We start from the raw sequence: 15990 nt of genomic DNA on the forward strand, positions 1-15990 counted from the left end.
TGTCGGGTTCCCAGACAACGGGCCCGCCGGGTTCCAGGCCAAGCAGACGGACCACCCACCGCAGGTAGGCGTCGCTGCCACCACAGCGGAACTGGCTGTCCAGAGGGACGACGTGGCAAGGGATGTTCCGCCTCGCCGCGGCCTCCTTGATGTCCGCCACGGTGCCCATCTCACCGGGACGCACTACCTGATGCTCATCCAGGAAGAAGACGGGTACATAGGCGACGTCGATGAGTTCGTCGATCTGTGCCCTGCCGGTGCGGAGCGCGGCTCGGGTGTAGCGGTTGGCCGAGGTCTCCCGGATACGGTGGGCCTCATCGCAGACCAGCGCACCCAGGCTGTTCTTCTCTGCCGTCATGAAGCTGTTGAAGTATTTGAAGAGGTCCTGGACCTCTCGCTTGCGAGCTCCGGCGATCTTCCGCATCGTCTTCGTGAAGGACTGGGAACCGGTGGCATGCAGTGCGGGTACCCCGCGCCGGTAGAGCTCCCCGAGCAGTTGGAGGGCGATAACGCTCTTGCCGGTTCCGGGACCTCCCGTGACGATGACGACTTCCTTGCGGTCGGCGTTCTTCGCCTTCTGGACGGCATTGAGCACCATCCGGTACGCGACCTGCTGCTCGTCCAGGAGTACGAACTGCGTGCGCTCTCGCACCTCCTCCGCGGCTACGGACATCAGCTGCTTCGAGGGCACCTGTACACCGTCGCACAACTCGTCCGCCGCACGCGCGCCCGAATGCTTCTCGCTGAGCCTCGTACGGAGGTGCTCGATGAACGCACCGCGGCGTTCCCCCGTGAAGAGCAGTCCGTTGCCATCCCTCTCGATCTCCCGCAGACCGGTCACCCCGAACTCGGTGGCGTTGTGCAGGAAGGACACCCCGTTCACCCTGTGGCCATACTCCGAGACGGCCCCGTTGAAGTTGACCAGGTACTCGCAGTACCGGCGCACCTGCTCAATGGGGTTGAGGACGGGGTGAGCGTAGGCGTCCACGTGGCACAACGTCGGGTCGTCCTCGGCCGGGAGTGCCTGGCTCCACTGCTTCAGCTCCACCACGACATACGACGGCTCACCCGTAGCCGGATGCACGCCGGCGAGTACGACGTCCGCGCGCTTGCTGTTCAGTGGAAGCGCGTATTCGAGCATGACCTCGACGTCACCGAGACCCGCATCGTTGAGGACCGCAGTCAGCGCGGGGATGCTCCGCTCCCAGGAGCGGACCTCCGCTGCGTTGGGCCGGTAACCATGCATGTGGACGAATTGCTCGGTGAGATGCAGGTAGAGCGAGCTGTCGAGCGCCCTCGCGGCGATCGATTTGGCGGACTCGCGGAACAGCAAGGACTTCCCCCAGGCAGCACGAAGTGACTCGTGCGGGTGGGGGCATGTCCTTCGAGACTCCACCGGAGTGGAGCGGAAGCCCGTCGGGCCGCGTTGGTGATGCCGTCGAGATTACCTGGTGGCACTGACAGGCCCCCTGGGTGGCCATCGAGATATTGGGTTCTCAGCAGGGCAGGCGGCGTCAAGTGGCTGCCGAGGCTTCGAGTAGCCGAGGAAAGGACCAGGGAAGGGGCGAGGACATCGGTCTGGGCACCGTCCGTCGTTCGGCTCGCGAGCTTGCCACGTACAGGATGTTCACGGGGAGTCCACAGGTCGACTCCACTGATTGTGGTTCACTACCGACGCGCGACAGAACGTGACGATCTGTCAACCGAAAGGTACTGAACCAGTGCACATGAGCCGCACTCGCAGTGCTGCCGCCGCCTTACTGCTCTCGGTGGCACTGATACCCGCCACCCTCACGACCGCGACGGCTGCCGAGACACCAGTGCCCGCCGTACCGGACGTGACGACCGGCAAGCAGACCACCGACCCGCAGAAGGTCCGTGACTTCTGGACCCCCGAGAGAGTCGCCCGGGCGCTGGCGAACGAGAAGAAGGACCAGGCCGGCATCGCCCGCGACGCGGCGGCCGCCAGAGCCGCGGCCGAAGCGACCGGGGGCAAGGGAAAGAGCTCCGCCCCACGCCTGACGGCTGAGGCTCCGCGGATCCTCCCCGCGAAGAAGACCAGTGTGTCGGCGACGGCGGCCGACGTGCCCGAGATGCCCGTCGCGCAGAAGGTCCCGTTCCCGCAGAACTCCCCCGCGATCATCGTCGGCAAGATTCTCTTCATCGACGACGCGGGCAAGGAGCACGGTTGCAGCGGCGCGTCGATCGCCGCCGACGGCAAGAACACCGTCTGGACCGCGGGTCACTGCGTGCACCCGGGCGACGGGCGAGGATCCGACGGCTTCTACGACCTGGTGCTGTTCATCCCGGGTTACAAGGAGAGCCTCGACACCCCCGGTGACTATGACGCCCCGTGGGGTGAGTGGGTGGCCCAGTCGTTTGTGGCCCCGCAGGCGTGGACCCGCGACAAGGACTACGACGAGGGCGACATGGCCGCCTTCACCGTCGAGGCCCCGACCGGGTACACGAACCTGGCCGACACCGTGGGCGCGTTCGGCTACAGGTTCGGGTACGGCTCGGACTGGTCGGACATCATCGACTCCGGATTCCCGGGCGAGGGCTACAACCGCGCCGACATGGACGGGTACACGCAGTTCTACTGCACCGGTGACGTCGTGGACGCGGTGGACTGGTACCCGTTGGACAACCGGCTCGAAATGAATTGCGACATGGGTGCGGGCGCGAGTGGCGGTCCCATGGTCACCACCGAGGGGCAGATCGTCGGAGCGAACTCACACGTCGACATCGACGACCAGGACCAGCGGATCAACGATCACCTGTACTCCTCCGACCACGGCGGCCAGGCCGTGGCAGTGATCAACGCGATCAACGACGCGAACTGATCCACCGGGAACGCAGCAGGGCCCCGGGCCTGTCCATGGCCGGGGCCCATTCCCTCTACTCGTCCGCAGGTCGGCCCATGTCTGGGTCGATGTCCTCGGCGGTCGGAGCGTTGACCATCCGCTGGTGCAGGTAGCGGCCCCGGATCTCGTCCGTGGACAGCACCTCCCAACCCTCAGGCAGCTCCTTGCCTGCCTGCTCGAGCTCGGCCGTCCACGCCTTGACGAGCTCTGCCCGGGTTGTCGGTGCCTGCGAGGCTGCGGCCTGCGGCGACCCGACCGTCACCGGAGGCGACTCGTCCTGCTGGACAGCCGCCACCGCGAACCCCAGCGCACCGCCCACGACGAGCGCCGCGACGGCTATGCCCCATACCTGCTTGCGTGTCATTCCGCTCCCTTCCCGAGTACCTCCCGTGCCGAAGTCGACCAGTCGGTCGCAGCCCGTTGCTGCCTCTCACCACCCCGGATAGCGATCACACCAGTACGGGTCCCAGCCGCGTACGTACTCGCTGCCGCTCGGTGACTCGTTCGCCTCGGTCAGCATGTCGCGGGCCAGGGTGTCGAGTACCCAGGCCAGCTCGTGGCGGCTCACCAGGTCGGCGGGCAGCGCCTCGGAGCCGTGGACCGCGCCCAGCAGGGCGCCGGTGACGCAGGCTACGGAGTCGCCGTCCGGGGCCTGCGCCGCGAAGTCCAGTGCGGTCCTGAGCTGGGTGCGGCAGGGGAACGAAGATGCCGTGTAAACGGCGCCGAGGAGGGCCGAGGGTGCGGTCGGATCCGGTGCCAGGTGGGCGAGCGTGGGTGCGTGCGCGGGCTGGTCGGCGCCCAGTCCGTACGCCGTCATCAGACGCCCGTGTTCGTCGCCTGTCGTCGGCTCGCCTGAGGTCGGGAGCGCAGCGAGTCCTGCCTCCATCGCGTCTCGTACGGCGCGGTTGTCATGGTCCGTGGCGGAAGGAGCGCCGGCGAGGCAGTGGTGGAGCAGCACGGTTGCCTGAGCCGTGGCGGACAGCGCGGCCGGGTCTCCGTGGGTGAGGGCGGCCAATTCGCCAGCCTGCCTCGCCCAATCGAGTCCGGCGAGCGCCAGAGGAAGCGTCCGGGTCATCGCATGACAGCCCCGGCTGGTGGTGGCCGTCGGGTTGTCGAGGCCCTCGATCCGGGACAGGGCCGCGACCGTCGCCGGGGCGCTGCCACGTCGCTCGGCGAGCGCGGGCACACCCGCGAGCCAGCCGTCCGGCCATGTGCCGTCCTCCTTTGCGGTGGCCCAACGGCGGCGCATTCGTTCGACCTCGATGCCCTGGAGGGCCGCCCACCTGCAGTAGGCGTGCAGGACCACCGACGGTGGGTGGCAGATGCCCTTGTGGCTCATCCGCACCATCGCCCGGATGATGCCTTCTGAGGTGAAGCAGGCGAGCTGGGTGCTGACGCCGGCCCGCAGCGGTCCGCTCGCGGGAAGCCCGCCCCGAGCCGCTCCGACGGTGTCTCCGATGGCCAGGCCCAGCATCATTCCTCGGACCCGTGACTCCGTCCTGTGCGCCTTGCCGCCCCGGTCCTTCTCCTCGGTCACGTCCGCCCACCTTCTTGTAACCCTGTGCGTCGACGTCCGGCCCCTGCCGGTGCCGGGTACGCCGTGCGGTCACATTAGCGATGTGGGAAATGGAGCGGCGGTGATCCTCGCAAGCGCTCCGGACTGGGGCTCCCTGGAGACCCTGAGCGTCACCGACCCGGCATGCTCCGGCACGCGGACGGTGTTGATGCCGAGTACTTCCGCGTCCCTCGTCCCACGGCCGGGATCAGTCATCCACCTCCAGCGCCCCCAGCAGCATGGGCAGCGAGGCGTGCAGTTCGCGCTCCCAGTACGGCCACCCGTGCGTCCCCGGTCCGTAGAAGTTGGTCGTCAGGTGCCGTGCTCCCACTCTCCGGAGCTGCCCCGCCAGGGTCTGGTTCTGGCGGTTGAAGTCGGCCTCCAGGGCGCTCGTCGCGCCCGGGGTGTCCAGGGGGCCTGTCGTGCCGTCGCCGCAGGACAGGTAGACCGGGATCGAGCGGAGCCGTTTCGCCAGGTGGTACGGATCGTGGGCCTCCCAGATGCCGCGTTGGGCCACCGGGTCGCCCCAGACGCGGAGCGGGTCGTTGCCCTGGCCGGCGAAGAAGCCCATGATGCGGTCGATCGACTCGGTGTTGAGGAGCGGGTGGGCCGAGCCGGAGTACGCGGCCGTCGCCTTGAACATGCCGGGGTGGCGGGCGGCGTAGAGGAGGGCGCCCTGGCCGCCCATCGACAGGCCGGCCACGACGCGGTCGGTGCCGGCGCCCCAGTCGTGCTCCAGGAGGTGGCGCAGCTCGACGGTGTGGAAGGTCTCCCACGCGGGGTCGCCGCCCTGGCCGTGGTTCCACCAGTCGCTGTACCAGCCGTTCCAGCCGGCCTCCGGCATCACGACCAGGACGTCACGGAGGGCGGGCGTCTCGGCGACGTCGGTCATCGCCGTCCACGACGTGTAGTCGCCGCAGCAGCCGTGCAGGAGCCACAGGGTGGGCCAGTGCTGCCGGCGGTGCGGGTTCCAGCCGTCCGGGGTGAGGAGGCGGACCTTGACCGTGCGGCCGCCCAAGGCCGTGGAGCGGACCGACAGGTCGACCTGGCGGTCCGCGACCTGGGTGACCGCGACGACCTCCGCACCGTGGGGGGAGGGGGCACGGGATGTTGCCAGTGCCCCCGGTGCCGTCGGCAGCAGCAGGGCGAGTACGGCGGTGAGGACGAGCAGGACGCGGGATCTGAGGGGCGGAGCGGTGGTCGTGGTCACGGCGGCTCCCTGCGGTGCGGTTCGTCGCTGCTTGGACAGTGAACGCGTGCTGGGTCAGTGTCTGCGGGGCCGGATCAACAGCGCGTCGCCCACCGGGCGTTCGCCTGTGGCGTCCGAGGGTGCGTTGATGACCTTGTCGGCGGTCACCATCGTCGTCGAGCCGCCGCCGTCGAGGTTCACCGCGTCGCGCAGGCCGAGGGACTTGGCGACCTTCGCGCTCTCCGTGATGCTCAGGCCCAGTGCCTCGGTGCTGCGTCCGTCGGCCGTGATCAGTACCGTGCGGCCGGCCGAGTCCACCCCGGCCAGGGTGCGCGGGTTGCGCTTGTGCACCCAGCCGTAGTACCAGCCCGGGTCCCCGGGGTGCACCATCCCGTCCGTGGCCGGCGTGACGTGGAGGCGTCCGTCGCGGACCAGTTCGGGGCCGGCGTTGACGATGTCCGTGCCGGGAGACGGGGAGACGCGGCGGCCCCGGTCGTCCAGCAGGGTCGTCGTCACGTCCACGTGAGTGCCCGGGCGGGCCAGCGTCTTCAGGGCCGTGACGCGGCTCCCCGTCGCCTGGATCGAGCTGCCGCCCTTCGGGAGCGGCCCGCCCCGTGGGGTGCGCAGCTCCACGACCCGGTCGTGGGCGTCCAGTACCGCCTCCACGCCGTCCCCGGACGGGGTCTGCCGACCGTACTCGGGTGTGAAGGCGACGAGTTCGTTCGGGTTCGTGCACGTCACGTCGTGCAGCGGGAGGGGCGTCGGCTGGTCGCCCTCGCCGCCGCCGCAGTTTCTGATCAGGCCGGGGACGCGGTTGACGCCGTCCAGGGTGAGTGTGGTGCCGCGGGCCTTGATCCGTCCTCGCCAGGTGTAGCGGGCGACTGCCGTCCCCCTGCCATTGTCGTGCAGGACCAGGGCCGGGCGGCCGTTCACCGGTTCGCTGAGCAGGCGGCCGTCGTAGACGCCCACTCCGGCGGGGTCGCCCGGCGCGCCCGCCTTCGGGTCGAGGACGAAGAAGCCCGCGTTGACCGCCGCCGTCGCGCCCGCCGCGTGCGACAGCCGGCTCGTGGTCTCGCGGTTCTCCAGGTCCGGGCCGTACGAGGCGTCGAGGGCACCGCGGAAGGTGCGCGGGTCGATGGTGAGTACGTCGATGTGCCAGGGGCCCCGGTCCGTCGCCTCTCCGTCCCAGCCGGTGAAGACGGCCGATCCGGTGTATCCGGCGGCGATCAGGCGAGTGCGTTCCGCCGTCGCGGCGGACTGGGATGTGAACGTGCCGATGCGGACGCGCCAGCCCAGGGTGCCGCCCGTGTAGTCGGCCGTTCTCGGAGTCGTCACCCCTTCGACGCGGGCCGCGAAGCCGTCGCGGGTGAGTGCCGCCGCCAGTTCGTCGGCGCTCGCCCTGTCCTTCAGGGCCGTGGGGGGTGCGTCGGGGTCCGGTGAGGTGTCGCCGCCGGGGATGGAGACCTCCACCGTCCAGCGCAGGGACGGGTCGTCGTCGCCGCGCACGATGCGGGTGAGGGTGACGCCCGGCTGGAGGGTCGTCGTGGCGCGGGTCTCGGCGAGGCCGGCGGGGCCCAACGGAAGTACCTGCCGGGCCTGCGGAGACGCCTCGGCGGCCGGTGGAAGCGCGGTCAGGGTGGTGAAGATGCCCAGAGCGGCAGCAGTGGCACACAGTCTCTTCTTCATCTGTCCCGCCTCGCGCCGACCACGGACAACGACCGACCCATGCTGCGCACAAGTATCGGCGGGTGACAGCTCACGTCAAGGTGGCCCGGGGTTCTCGGCGCACCGGCGGTCACAGGGCACTCCTCCGTAGACGGGACGGCACCGTCGGGTCGTCGGCACTGTCCGTGTCAGGATGATGTTCCGACAGGCACTCACGCAGGTGCTCACCGCGCATGTTCCATGCATGTGCCGTGTGTGGCACACGAGTTGAGGACGGAGTCAGGCCGCATGACCTCCCTGAGCAGTGGCGAGAGCGCCGCCCATCCCGAGCTGATCGACACGAGCAGGCCCCATCCCGCCCGGATGTACGACTACTTCCTCGGCGGGAAGGACAACTACGAGGTCGACCAGCGGGCCGCCGAGCAGTTCATGAAGGCGGCACCCGAGGTGCGCGAAGGCGTCCTCGCCAACCGGCAGTTCATGCACCGCGCGGTGCGGCACGTGGTGGCCGAGGGCGGCGTCCGCCAGATACTCGACGTGGGCACCGGTCTGCCCACCGAGCCCAATGTTCACCAGATCGCGCGGTCGGTCGCCCCGGAGACCCGGGTCGCGTACGTCGACAACGACCCGATCGTCGCCACCCACTCCAGGGCCCTGTCGGACGACCCGGACACCGCCGTCGTCCTGGCCGACCTGCGCGACCCCCGGGCGATCCTCGACCACCCCGAGGTGCGCGCGGTCATCGACTTCGACCGGCCGGTGGCGCTGCTGCTGGTGGCCGTCGTGCACTTCGTCGCCGACGCGGAGGACCCGGCGGGCATCGTCGCCACGCTGCGCGACGCGTTGCCGGCCGGCTCCTACCTCGTGCTGTCGCACGCGACGGGCGACGTCCACGAGGACCGGCGCGAGGACGCGGCGGCCGTCTACCAGCAGGCCACCGCGTCCCTCCGGCTGCGTCCGCACGCCGCGGTCCGCGACCTGTTCGGCGACTTCGCGATGGTCGAGCCGGGGCTGGTCCGCGTCACGGACTGGCGCCCCGAGGAGGTACGGCGCCCCGACGCCCCGCCGATCGGCATCTACGGCGGAGTGGCGCGGAAGGACGCCTGACGCAGGGCGGCCGGCCCGCTCAGGCGGCCCTGCGCTCCCTCCCCCGCGCGCGGCTGATGATGTCGGCGTAGTGGTGGCCGCTGCCCTTGATGGTGCGGGCCTGGGTCTCGTAGTCGACGTGGACGAGGCCGAAGCGCTTGTCGTAGCCGTACGCCCACTCGAAGTTGTCCAGGAGCGACCAGGCGAAGTAGCCGGCCAGCGGGGCGCCCTTGCGGGCGGCGGAGGCGCAGGCGGCCAGGTGGGCGGTGAGGTAGTCCTGGCGTTCCGGGTCGTCGATCGTGCCGTCGGGGCGGATCACGTCCGGGTAGGACGAGCCGTTCTCCGTGACGTACAGCTTGCGCGCGCCGTAGTCGTTCGTCAGGCGCAGCAGCAGGTCCTCGATGCCGGTCGCGTCGACCTCCCAGTCCATGCCGGTGCGCGGGACGCCGACGCGGCGGACGGTGCGGACGTACGGGGCCGGGGCCGTGGGGTCGGCGGCGACGGTCTGGGGGAAGTAGTAGTTCAGGCCCAGCCAGTCCAGGTCGGCGCCGATCAGCTCCATGTCGCCGTCGTGTTCGGGCAGTTCGACGCCGTAGACCTCGCGCATGTCCTCGGGGAAGCCCCTGCCGTGGACGGGGTCCAGCCACCAGCGGTTGGTGTGGCCGTCCATGCGGCGGGCCGCGGCCAGGTCCTCCTCGCGGTCGGTGGCCGCGTGGATGGTGGAGAGATTGTTGACGATGCCGACCTGCGCGCCCGGGGCGGCGGCGCGGATCGCCCGCATCGCCAGGCCGTGGCCGAGGAGCAGGTGGTAGGAGGCGCGGACGGCGGCCGTGAGGTCGGTGAGGCCGGGGGCCATGACGCCGTCCAGGTGGCCGATCCAGGCGGAGCACAGGGGTTCGTTGAGGGTGGCCCAGTGCTTGACGCGGTCGCCGAGGCGCTCGGCGACGACGGACGCGTAGGACGCGAAGTGCTCCGCCGTGGCCCGCGACTGCCAGCCGGCGTGGCGGTCCTGGAGCACCTGCGGCAGGTCCCAGTGGTAGAGGGTCACGGACGGTGTGATGCCCGCCTCCAGGAGGGCGTCGACCAACTCGTCGTAGAAGGCGAGGCCCTTGGCGTTGACCGGGCCGTCGCCGCCCGGGACGACGCGCGGCCAGGCGACCGACAGGCGGTAGGCGTTGGTGCCGAGGCGGCGCATCAGGTCGATGTCCTCGCGCCAGCGGTGGTAGTGGTCGCAGGCGACGTCGCCGTGGTCGTTGTTGTCGATCTTCCCGGGGGTGTGGGAGAAGGTGTCCCAGATCGACGGTGAACGGCCGTCCTCGGCCACGGCCCCCTCGATCTGGTACGCCGATGTGGCCGTGCCCCACAGGAAGTCGTGCGGGAGTGCGGCGAGGTCGATGCTCACGTGGGTCCTCTCGGTTTCGAAACGTTCGGTGGCCGGGATCACTTGACGGCGCCCGCCGTCAGGCCCGTCACCAGGTAGCGCTGGAGCAGCAGGAAGCCCGCGACGACGGGGAGGCTCACCACCAGCGAGGCGGCCATGATCTGGTTCCAGTACACGTCGTTCTGCGTGGAGTAGCCGCGGAGGCCGACCGCGAGGGTGCGGGTGGTGTCGTTGGTCATCACGGACGCGAACAGCACTTCGCCCCAGGCGGTCATGAAGGCGTAGACGGCGACGGCCACGATGCCCGGGATGGCCGCCGGGACCACGACCCGGATCAGTGCCTTGAGGGGGCCGCAGCCGTCCACGAGGGCGGCCTCGTCCAGGTCGCGCGGCACGGAGTCGAAGTAGCCGATCAGCATCCAGATGGAGAAGGGCAGGGAGAAGGTCAGGTAGGTGAGGATCAGGCCCGCCCGGGAGCCGAACAGGGCGATGCCGGTGGCGTTGCCGATGTTCACGTAGATGAGGAACAGGGGCAGCAGGAAGAGGATGCCGGGGAACATCTGCGTCGACAGGACCGTCACGGAGAAGACCCGCTTGCCGCGGAACTCGTAGCGGCTGACGGCGTAGGCGGCGAAGACGGCGATGACGACGGAGCAGACGGTCGCCGCGCCCGCCACGACGAGCGAGTTGACGAAGTACTTCGCCAGCGGGACCGTCGACCAGATGTCGATGTACGGGCGGACGGTCAGGCCGCTGGGCAGCCAGCGGAACGTGCCGGAGACGTCCTGGAGCGGTTTGAGCGAGCTGGAGACCATGACGTACACCGGCAGCAGCACGAAGCCGGTGAGCAGGGTCAGGAAGACGCGGCGCGTCCATACGAAGGAGCGCGGCACCGCCATCGGGGACCTAGGCACGGGCGGACCTCCGTCCACGTGATGTCAGGAACAGGTACACGCCGGTCACGAGCAGCAGGAACAGCAGCAGCAGGACCGACATGGCGGAGCCGGTGCCGAAGTTCCAGGTGACGAACGACGACTGGTAGATGTGGATGGAGATCAGGTCGGCGGCCTCGGGCGCGGACTTGCCGAACAGCACGTAGGGCGTGTTGAAGTCGTTGAACGTCCACAGGAACAGCACCAGCACGAGCACCTGGTTGACCGGGCGCAGGGACGGCAGGGTGATGCGGCGGATCTGCTGCCAGACGCCGGCGCCGTCCAGGGAGGCGGCCTCGTAGAGCTCCTTGGGGATGTTCTGGAGGCCGGCCATGACGATGAGGAAGGCGAACGGCCAGCCCTTCCACACCGACACGACGAGCAGCGCGACGAAGCTGTTGTCGCCGATCAGCCAGAAGGACGGCTCGTCGGTGAGGCCGAGCTGGTCGTGCAGGACGTGGTTCACCAGGCCGTTGTCGTGCTGGAACATGAACGCCCAGGTGATGACGGCCGTGTAGACCGGCAGGGCGTAGGGGACCAGGAAGACGGCGCGCAGCAGGCCCCGGCCGCGGAAGGCGTCCTGCATGGCGATCGCCGCCGCCGTGCCGAGGAACCAGCACAGGCCGACGGACAGGATCGTGAAGGCGCAGGTGATCAGGAAGGAGTGGAGCAGCGCCTCGCCGACGGGGGCGTCGAAGTCCACCGACATGCGGTAGTTGTCGAGGGCGGTCCAGGGGGCGGTGGTCCAGTCCCGGATGTAGAACTGCGTGAGCGTCTTGAAGCTCATCACGATGCCGATGACCATCGGCACCAGGTGGACGAGGAGTTCGAGGAGGAGGGCCGGCAGGAGCAGCAGGTACGGCAGTCCGATGCGGCGGATCCGCCCGGTGCGGCGGCGGGGTCCGCGCGCCGCACCGGGGGAGGTCTTGCCGACCGTCCGCTCACCGGGCTGGGCCGAGGCGGTCGTGGTGGTCATGGCGAGGTCCGTGTCCGTGGGGTGTCGGTGGGGGTGCTCACTTCGTCGGCATCTGCTGCTGGGCCTTGGCGAGGGCGGCCTTCACCGACTCGTCGGTCACCGCGCGGCCGGCCGCGGCGTCGGCGAACAGTTCCTTGACGGCCGTGCCGACCGCGGTCTCGAACTGCGACTCGTCCGCGACCTGCGGCAGTGCGGCGGCGCTGGTGGCCAGCGTCTCGCGCAGGACGGCGGTGCCCTGGGTGTTGAAGGCGGGGTCGGACTGGGCGGCCTTGACCGGCGGGATGGAGCCGTACGCCTTGTTGAGGATCTTCTGCTCGTCGTCGCTGGTCATGAACTTCACGAACTCGGTGGCGCCGTCGACGTTGTCGGTGTTCTTGAAGACGGCCATGTTGATGCCGGCGACCATGGAGTTGGTGGCGGTGCCGGCGCCGGGGGTGCCGGACGGGACGGGCGCGGGGGCGACGCCCCACTCGTCGTCCTTCATGCCCATGCTCTTGAAGGTGGCGGAGGCGGTCTGCCACAGCACCATCGCGGTCTTGCCCTTGGCGAAGTCGCTCAGGGACTGGTTCTGCGCGTACTCGGCGTTGCCGGGCGCGACGACCTTGTCCGTGGCCATCAGGTCGACGTACTGCTTGACGGCCGCGACCGCGCCGTCGGAGGTGAAGTCGGGCTTGCCGTCGGGGGTGAAGAAGTCGGCGCCGTGCTGCTTGCCGAGGACGAAGACCTGGTGGATGTTGTTCGACAGGTTGGAACCCTCGGCGCCGAGGCCCCACTTGCCGTCCTTGGAGATCTTCTTGCCGGTGGCGACCAGCTCGTCCCAGGTGGCCGGGGGCTTGGCGATGCCGGCGTCGGCGAACATCTGCTTGTTGTAGTAGAGCGCGTACGCCATCGAGTACAGCGGGACGGCCGCCGGGTCCTGGTCCTTGACGCCGGTCGAGCCGAGCGCGGAGTCGACGAAGCGGTCCTTGCCGCCGATCGTGTCGAAGTTCTTCGCGTCCCAGGGCATCAGGGCGCCGGTGGCCTGGAGCGAGGCGCTCCAGGTGTTGCCGATGTTGAGGACGTCGGGGCCCTGGCCGGACGTGGTGGCGGTGAGGATGCGGTTGAGCAGGTCGGACCAGGGCACGACCTCCAGCTTGACCTTGATGCCGGTCTTCTTCTCGAACTTGTCGAGCTCGGGCTGGAGGACCTTCTTGTCGACCTCGACGCTGGCGCCCTGATTGGAGGCCCAGTAGGTGAGTTCCTTCGGCGAGTCGTTGGACCCGCCGCCCGAGGAGGAGCCCCCTCCGCAGGCCGTGGCGGCGAGTGCGAGAGACATGGTGACGGCGCCTACGGCCGCGGCTCGGATGCTGCGCATGGCTCCTGGTCCCTTTCCGGGAGGCGGGAAGTCCGAGGGCGGCTTCCGGAAACGACACCCCGTTCGCTTCCCGAAGCCCCTCATGGCTTAATTTAGGACGTGAGTTAAACCTCAAGAGAAAGTCGCGTCAAGGTGTCGCGCACGGCCGGCCGCCGGCCGGGAGCGCCGAAGGAGGGTGCCGGATGGCCAGGGCGAGCGGGCGAACGGTCCGTGACCTGCGGCGGGAGAACCGCACCGCAGTTCTACAACGGTTGTATTTCGACGGCCCGATGAGCCGGGTCGCGCTGGGTTCGGCGGCCGGGCTGAGTTCGGGCTCCGTCAGCAATGTCGTCGCCGAACTGCTCGCCGAGGGCGTGGTGGAGGAGGCGGGCAGCCTCGGCGCCGACGGCGGCCGGCCGCGCACCCTGCTGCGGGTCGCGGCCGGCCACGGACGGCTCATCGGGGTCGACGTGGGCGAAACCCGGGTGCGGGTCGAGCTGTTCGATCTGTCGATGGCCGAACTGGCCCGCGCCGAACGCCCGTTGTCCGGGCACGGCACCCGGTCCTACGATGTCGGCGTCGTCGCCGGTCACATCCTCGACGGCATCGCCGAGGTGCTGCGCGCGTCCGGGGAGGACGGCGGGCCCGGCGGCCTGCTCGGCGTCGGCGTCGGGGTGCCCGGCATCGTCGAGCACACCGCCGGCGGCGCCCTCGTGCACGGCCAGACCATCGGCTGGGACGCCGTGCCGCTGGAGCGCCTGCTGCGGGACTCGGGGCGGCTGCCCGCGCGGGTGCCGCTGTTCATCGACAACGGCGCCAAGACCCTGGGGCAGGCCGAGATGTGGTTCGGCGGCGGCCGCGGGGCCCGCAACGCGGTCGTGGTGCTGTTCGGCTCGGGCGTCGGCGCGTCCGTCGTCACCGACGAGGCCGAGCGCGGGCGCGCCGTGGAGTGGGGGCATCTGACGGTACGGGTGCGGGGCCGGCGGTGCCGCTGCGGGGCCCGGGGGTGTCTGGAGGCCTATGCCGGTGCCGAGGCGCTGCTGGCCCGCTGGCGGGAGGCGGGCGGGGAGCCGACGTCCGGTACCTGCGACGAGGAGGCCGCCCTCACCGACCTGCTGCGCGCCGCCCAGCCTCCGGACGGGCGGGCACCCGACCCGGTGGCGGTCCGGGTGCTCGCCGAGACCGCCGAGTACCTCGGGGCGGGCCTGTCCGACCTCATCAACCTCTTCCAGCCCGAACGCGTCCTCGTCGGCGGCTGGGCCGGGCTCCAACTCGGCGCGCGCTTCCTGGAGTCGGTGCGGGCCCACGCGTACGCCCACGCGCTGCGCCATCCCGCCGGGCGGGTCGGCATCGCCCTCGGCCGGCTCGGCCCGGACGCGGTGACCGTGGGCGCCGCCATCCTGCCGCTGGCCGCGTTCTTCGCCCGCGGCGGACACCGCGCCCCGGCCGACTCCCCCACGCCGCCTCCGGCGTGGCGGACGGCACTCGGGGGGAGGCTGGCGGGGGACTCCGCACGCGTCCCCTGACCGGCGCGGGGGGCCTGCGCTACGCCGAGTCGCGGATGACCAGCTCCGGAGCGAAGAGCACCGAAGTCGGTTCGCTGCGCGTCCCGTTGATGTGTTCGTCGAGGAGGCGGGCCATCGTGGCCGCCATCTCCTCCACCGGCTGGCGGACGGTGGTCAGCCGGGGCCGGCAGGTGACGGCCACGCTGGAGTCGTCGAAGCCGACGACCGCGACGTCCTCGGGCACCCGGCGCCCGTGGTCGCGCAGCACCTGGACGGCGCCCTGTGCCATCAGGTCGTTGGCGGTGAACACGCCGTCCAGGCCGGGGTGTTCACCGAGCAGGTCACTCATCGCGGCCATGCCGCTGTCGACGGTGAAGCCGCCCTCGGCCACCGGCACGTGCGGGTGGCCGTGCCGGGCCAGGGTGTCGCGGAAGCCGGCCAGCCGCTCCTGGCTCGCCGCGACGGCCAGCGGCCCCGTGACGGTGGCGATCCGGCGGCAGCCCCGGGCCAGCAGGTGTTCGGCCGCGAGCCGCCCGCCGTCGCGGTGGGCGAGGTCGACATGGCTGAGCGGCACGGGGCGCCCTGGGCGGGCGAACAGCACCGCGGGCAGCCGGGCGTCGGCGAGCAGCGCGGGCAGCGGGTCGTCGGGGTGCGTGGAGACGACGAGCGCACCGTCCGCGCCGCCCTGTCTGAGGTACCGGACGACCTCCTGCCGGGCGTCGGGCGTCTCGGCGAACATCAGCACCGGGTGCATCGAGCGGGGCCGCAGATGTCCGACCACGCCGCCGACGACGCGGCCGAAGAACGGGTCGGCGAACACCCGGGTGGCGAAGGCGTTCTGCTCCGTGTCCGAGGCGTCCCCGGCGCCGGAGACCACCAGGGCCACGGTGGTCGTGCGCCGGGTGACCAGTTGCCGTGCGGCCTGGTTGGGGGCGTATCCGGTGCGTTCGATGGCGCGGCGGACGAGGTCCTGGATGGCGGGGTCCACATTGCGCACGCCGTTGACCACCCGCGACACGGTGGCCCGGGAGACGCCGGCCTCCCGGGCCACGTCCTCGAGGGTCGGGGCCTGTCTGCTCATGCCCGCACCCTAACGGGCGGTGGCCGTGCCCTGGTAGAGCGCTCTCCCGCCCCGACGGCAGCTCGCTGTGCGGCGGGCATCCTCTTCCGCCGCGGGCCCCCGAGCTGTGGGCGCATCGCCCCGACGCCGACTCCCGCACCGTGGGCACCGCTCCCTCTCGGCGCCGGTCCGTCGCACGGCGTGCGCCCCCAGCGCCGGCCCCTCGCACGGGTGGGCGTCCCGCCCGACGCCGGTCCCCGGCACGCCCCGGGCGGCGGTCCCGGCACGGTGGGCATCGGCCCCTCGCCGCCGGTCCCGCACACGGGGAGCACCCCGCCCCGCCACCGGACCCGCACGGCGCGCACCCCGCCCCGACACCGGACCCGCACGACGCGCGGCTCGCCCCGGGCACCCGACCCGTCCCGCGTGCGCCCCGCCCCGGTG

13 protein-coding genes are annotated in these 15990 nt (G+C 70.8%); 3 read left to right on the forward strand and 10 right to left on the reverse strand.

Annotated elements, in window-relative coordinates; translation table 11 throughout:
• A partial coding sequence (locus tag GTW67_RS29220) for a DNA/RNA helicase domain-containing protein (protein WP_161167756.1) occupies positions 1-1333 on the reverse strand: 1333 nt, incomplete at its 3' end.
• A 436-nt stretch (positions 1334-1769) separates the two neighbouring features.
• Between GTW67_RS29220 and GTW67_RS29225 the strand changes: the two genes are divergently transcribed.
• Positions 1770-2843: a trypsin-like serine peptidase gene (locus GTW67_RS29225; RefSeq protein WP_161167757.1), complete on the forward strand. Its 1074-nt coding sequence runs from the start codon at positions 1770-1772 to the stop codon at positions 2841-2843.
• Between the two features lie 55 nt (positions 2844-2898).
• Here GTW67_RS29225 and GTW67_RS29230 read toward each other — a convergent pair whose 3' ends face one another.
• The 4 genes from GTW67_RS29230 to GTW67_RS29245 form a co-directional block, all read right to left on the reverse strand.
• A complete protein-coding gene (locus GTW67_RS29230; protein ID WP_161167758.1) occupies positions 2899-3228 on the reverse strand; it encodes a hypothetical protein in 330 nt (109 codons plus the stop codon).
• Between the two features lie 66 nt (positions 3229-3294).
• Positions 3295-4401, reverse strand: a complete 1107-nt coding sequence (locus GTW67_RS29235; RefSeq protein WP_346010772.1) for an ADP-ribosylglycohydrolase family protein — start codon at positions 4399-4401, stop codon at positions 3295-3297.
• 226 nt (positions 4402-4627) lie between these two features.
• Positions 4628-5629 carry an alpha/beta hydrolase-fold protein gene (locus GTW67_RS29240; RefSeq protein WP_161167759.1) on the reverse strand — a complete coding sequence of 334 codons (1002 nt, stop codon included), beginning with the start codon at positions 5627-5629 and terminating at the stop codon, positions 4628-4630.
• Between the two features lie 54 nt (positions 5630-5683).
• Positions 5684-7294 carry a phosphodiester glycosidase family protein gene (locus GTW67_RS29245; protein ID WP_161167760.1) on the reverse strand — a complete coding sequence of 537 codons (1611 nt, stop codon included), beginning with the start codon at positions 7292-7294 and terminating at the stop codon, positions 5684-5686.
• Positions 7295-7561: 267 nt separating this feature from the next.
• Between GTW67_RS29245 and GTW67_RS29250 the strand changes: the two genes are divergently transcribed.
• On the forward strand, positions 7562-8380 hold the full coding sequence (locus GTW67_RS29250; protein WP_161167761.1) for an SAM-dependent methyltransferase: 819 nt from the start codon (positions 7562-7564) through the stop codon (positions 8378-8380).
• 19 nt (positions 8381-8399) lie between these two features.
• Here GTW67_RS29250 and GTW67_RS29255 read toward each other — a convergent pair whose 3' ends face one another.
• From GTW67_RS29255 to GTW67_RS29270, 4 genes are read right to left on the reverse strand one after another with little or no spacing between them, the layout of a single operon-like run.
• Positions 8400-9761 carry a GH1 family beta-glucosidase gene (locus GTW67_RS29255; protein ID WP_346010773.1) on the reverse strand — a complete coding sequence of 454 codons (1362 nt, stop codon included), beginning with the start codon at positions 9759-9761 and terminating at the stop codon, positions 8400-8402.
• 38 nt (positions 9762-9799) lie between these two features.
• Positions 9800-10639 (reverse strand): carbohydrate ABC transporter permease, encoded by an 840-nt coding sequence (locus GTW67_RS29260; protein WP_161167768.1) that lies wholly within the window; start codon positions 10637-10639, stop codon positions 9800-9802.
• Between the two features lie 7 nt (positions 10640-10646).
• Positions 10647-11648 (reverse strand): carbohydrate ABC transporter permease, encoded by a 1002-nt coding sequence (locus GTW67_RS29265; RefSeq protein ID WP_161167762.1) that lies wholly within the window; start codon positions 11646-11648, stop codon positions 10647-10649.
• Between the two features lie 37 nt (positions 11649-11685).
• Positions 11686-13002, reverse strand: coding sequence for an extracellular solute-binding protein (locus GTW67_RS29270; RefSeq protein WP_161167763.1), 1317 nt, complete (start codon positions 13000-13002; stop codon positions 11686-11688).
• Between the two features lie 182 nt (positions 13003-13184).
• Here GTW67_RS29270 and GTW67_RS29275 point away from each other — a divergent pair, with 182 nt between their 5' ends.
• Complete coding sequence (locus GTW67_RS29275) at positions 13185-14507, forward strand: ROK family protein (protein ID WP_161167764.1); 1323 nt, start codon at positions 13185-13187, stop codon at positions 14505-14507.
• A 19-nt stretch (positions 14508-14526) separates the two neighbouring features.
• Here GTW67_RS29275 and GTW67_RS29280 read toward each other — a convergent pair whose 3' ends face one another.
• Positions 14527-15567 (reverse strand): LacI family DNA-binding transcriptional regulator, encoded by a 1041-nt coding sequence (locus GTW67_RS29280; protein ID WP_161167765.1) that lies wholly within the window; start codon positions 15565-15567, stop codon positions 14527-14529.
• Between the last annotated feature and the right edge of the window lie 423 nt (positions 15568-15990).

It is taken from the genome of Streptomyces sp. SID5910, assembly GCF_009862125.1.
Taxonomy (GTDB): Bacteria; Actinomycetota; Actinomycetes; order Streptomycetales; family Streptomycetaceae; genus Streptomyces.

Coding starts and splice junctions, on each gene's coding strand:
- GTW67_RS29250 (WP_161167761.1), top strand. CDS start 7,562: ATGACCTCCCTGAGCAGTGGCGAGAGCGCCGCCCATCCCGAGCTGATC.
- GTW67_RS29230 (WP_161167758.1), bottom strand. CDS start 3,228: ATGACACGCAAGCAGGTATGGGGCATAGCCGTCGCGGCGCTCGTCGTG.
- GTW67_RS29260 (WP_161167768.1), bottom strand. CDS start 10,639: ATGGCGGTGCCGCGCTCCTTCGTATGGACGCGCCGCGTCTTCCTGACC.
- GTW67_RS29270 (WP_161167763.1), bottom strand. CDS start 13,002: ATGCGCAGCATCCGAGCCGCGGCCGTAGGCGCCGTCACCATGTCTCTC.
- GTW67_RS29280 (WP_161167765.1), bottom strand. CDS start 15,567: ATGAGCAGACAGGCCCCGACCCTCGAGGACGTGGCCCGGGAGGCCGGC.
- GTW67_RS29275 (WP_161167764.1), top strand. CDS start 13,185: ATGGCCAGGGCGAGCGGGCGAACGGTCCGTGACCTGCGGCGGGAGAAC.
- GTW67_RS29265 (WP_161167762.1), bottom strand. CDS start 11,648: ATGACCACCACGACCGCCTCGGCCCAGCCCGGTGAGCGGACGGTCGGC.
- GTW67_RS29245 (WP_161167760.1), bottom strand. CDS start 7,294: ATGAAGAAGAGACTGTGTGCCACTGCTGCCGCTCTGGGCATCTTCACC.